Source organism: Stenotrophomonas sp. SPM, assembly GCF_003105135.1.
GTDB lineage: Bacteria > Pseudomonadota > Gammaproteobacteria > Xanthomonadales > Xanthomonadaceae > Stenotrophomonas.
This window is the reverse complement of record NZ_QETL01000200.1, coordinates 1-1,882: the sequence shown is the minus strand read 5'-3', so window position 1 is coordinate 1,882 and position 1,882 is coordinate 1. Positions and strand designations below refer to the sequence as shown.

At 67.9% G+C, this 1,882-nt stretch carries 3 protein-coding genes and 1 pseudogene; 2 read left to right on the top strand and 2 right to left on the bottom strand.

Translation table 11 applies throughout. The features are described from left to right. Positions 1 to 186 precede the first annotated feature (186 nt). Together DCO49_RS19950 and DCO49_RS19945 are read right to left on the bottom strand one after the other, a co-directional pair. Positions 187 to 780 (bottom strand): mechanosensitive ion channel family protein, encoded by a 594-nt coding sequence (locus DCO49_RS19950; RefSeq protein ID WP_116865458.1) that lies wholly within the window; start codon positions 778 to 780, stop codon positions 187 to 189. A 35-nt stretch (positions 781 to 815) separates the two neighbouring features. Then, positions 816 to 995, bottom strand: a complete 180-nt coding sequence (locus DCO49_RS19945; protein WP_116865457.1) for a hypothetical protein — start codon at positions 993 to 995, stop codon at positions 816 to 818. A 122-nt stretch (positions 996 to 1,117) separates the two neighbouring features. Between DCO49_RS19945 and DCO49_RS19940 the strand changes: the two genes are divergently transcribed. Continuing rightward, on the top strand, positions 1,118 to 1,696 hold the full coding sequence (locus DCO49_RS19940; RefSeq protein WP_116865456.1) for an RNA polymerase sigma factor: 579 nt from the start codon (positions 1,118 to 1,120) through the stop codon (positions 1,694 to 1,696). Then, positions 1,693 to 1,882, top strand: a pseudogene (locus DCO49_RS19935) (hypothetical protein); the annotation flags it as partial. The gene DCO49_RS19940 and the pseudogene DCO49_RS19935, both read left to right, overlap by 4 nt.

The following is a 1,882-nucleotide window of genomic DNA, read 5'->3' as shown; positions in this document are numbered from 1 at the left end:
TCGAAGGCGGGGTGGGTCCGGTTGAGGGGGCGTGAGCCGCATGGATGCGGCGACCGAGCTTACATGGACGTACTTGCAGCGTCCCCCTCAACCGGACCCAGCCCGCCAACCCACGGATAGCCCGCTGTTGCTGTTGCTTCGGCTTCGGCAGGTGCAGGGCGCAGCCCTGCAAAGAAAAACCTTCCCTCAGCCGTCGCCCTGGATGCCACCCGGCGCGTGCGAGGGATCGCGCCAGCGCCGTACCGTGCGCTGGAAGAACAGGTTGTTCGGCAGCTGCAGCACCGTGCCCTCGTGGCCGTTGCCGGTTTCCTGCAGCGTCGTGTAGATCAGGTTCACGTCGATCACCCGGCCCTTCAGGCCCGGCTTCTCGCCGTTCTCCAGCACCTCGATGTAGTCATGCAGGCGGAACGGGCGCGTGGTGAAGATCAGCAGCGTGCAGAAGATGTTGGACAACACGCTCCACGCCGCGAAGAACGCCACCGCACCCACCGCGGCAAAACCGGTGAAGGCCGTCCACAGCACCGAGGGCGAAGCACCCAGCAGGCTGAGGATGTACAGCAGCGCGCTGAAATAGACCACGAAACTGGTGATCCGGCGCGCACCCATCGCCATCTCCGGCGGCAGCGTGTAGTGCTCGGCGAAGCGGCGGATCAGGCGGCGGGCAAGCACCCGCAGCAGCCAGGCGATCACCAGCACCAGCACGATATGCAGGGCGATGCCGATGTAGTGCAGCCACGGGTGGCTCCAGGCGGGCAGGTGGTCTTTCAGCGACAACATCATGGGGCGACAGCATCTGGCGTTAACGACCCTTGATGTTACCCGGCGCGTGCCGGGGTTTCGACCGGTCCGGACCACGCCACGCAGACCAGGGCCTGGCGATGCTGATGCACGCAGGCCTGGCCGCTTTCCGCGCGCAGCTGCAGCGACAGGTCCAGGGCCTGCAGCACGACGCAGGCGACGATCACCAGCAGGGCGGCGCAGGAGGGGCTGGACATGGCAGGACTCCGGGAATTTTCACCAAGGACCCTGCATGGATGCAGCCAGCACCGAAAAGGTTGCAATGCGGCTGCCATCAATCGGGCTTAAACCTTTTTCCGGGTCGCCGCATCCAAGCGATATGCTCGACACCACCATGCCCGCGCTGCCTGCCGCCAACGACGCCGTCGACGATCCCGCCCTGGTGCGGGCCGCGGCCGCCGGAGACATGGCGGCCTATGAACAGCTCTACCGGCGCCACTCGCCGCGTGTGTTCGCCGTACTGTGGCGGCTATCTGGCGGCCAGCAGGCGCGCGCCGAGGATGCGCTGCAGGAAGCCTTCCTGCAGGCCTGGAGGGCGCTGCCGGGGTTCCGGTTTGAAAGCAGCCTGGCCACTTGGCTGCACCGGCTGGGCGTGAACGCGGCGCTGATGGAACTGCGCGGCCGCGCCGCCGGGCAGGACCACGACAGCCTCGATGATGTCGACGGCGGCCTGCAGGAGCTGGCCGTGCACGATCGCTGCGCCGGCACCGAGCGGGACCTGGAGCGCGCGCTGGCGACGCTGCCACCACGGGCCCGTGCGGTACTGGTACTGCACGATATCGAGGGCTGGAAACACCAGGAGATCGCCGAACAGCTGCAGATGGCCGTTGGCAGTTCCAAGGCACAGCTGCACCGCGCGCGTGGCCTGTTGCGCGCGCGTCTGGGAGACATGACATGAGTACCCACGAAACCGATCACGACCACGACCCCGATCTGCAGGCGCGGCTGCGCGCGCTGCCCGACCAGCGCACGCCCCCCGCCGATGGCTGGGCACGCCTAGCGGCGCAGCTGCCACCACGCGAGGCCGCACCCGTCGCGGTGGAGCACGCAGGCAACGTCGTCGCCCTGCCGCAGCGCAGCCGTC